1 protein-coding gene is annotated in these 252 nt (G+C 63.5%); it reads right to left on the reverse strand.

Annotated features, from left to right (window positions below):
• A partial coding sequence (locus AB3X96_RS42995) for an AMP-binding protein (protein WP_368594467.1) occupies positions 1-181 on the reverse strand: 181 nt, incomplete at its 3' end.
• Positions 182-252: the final 71 nt, after the last annotated feature.

The following is a 252-nucleotide window of genomic DNA, read 5'->3' on the forward strand; positions in this document are numbered from 1 at the left end:
GGTTCAGATAGCCCCGCGCGACCCCCGCCCCGCCAATGTAGAGCTCACCCACCGCCCCGAACGGCACCGGCTCGCCATGACCGTCCAGCACATACACCCGCGTGTTCGCAATCGGACGGCCGATCGGAACGTGCGTCGATACAGCGCATCCGCTCGGAATTTCGTAAAAGGTGCAACCCACAACCGTTTCGGTCGGCCCGTATTCATTCACCATCCTGGCGCCAGGCTGAACCCTGCGCCACAACTCGACTG

It is taken from the genome of Paraburkholderia sp. BR13439, assembly GCF_040948805.1.
GTDB lineage: Bacteria > Pseudomonadota > Gammaproteobacteria > Burkholderiales > Burkholderiaceae > Paraburkholderia > Paraburkholderia youngii.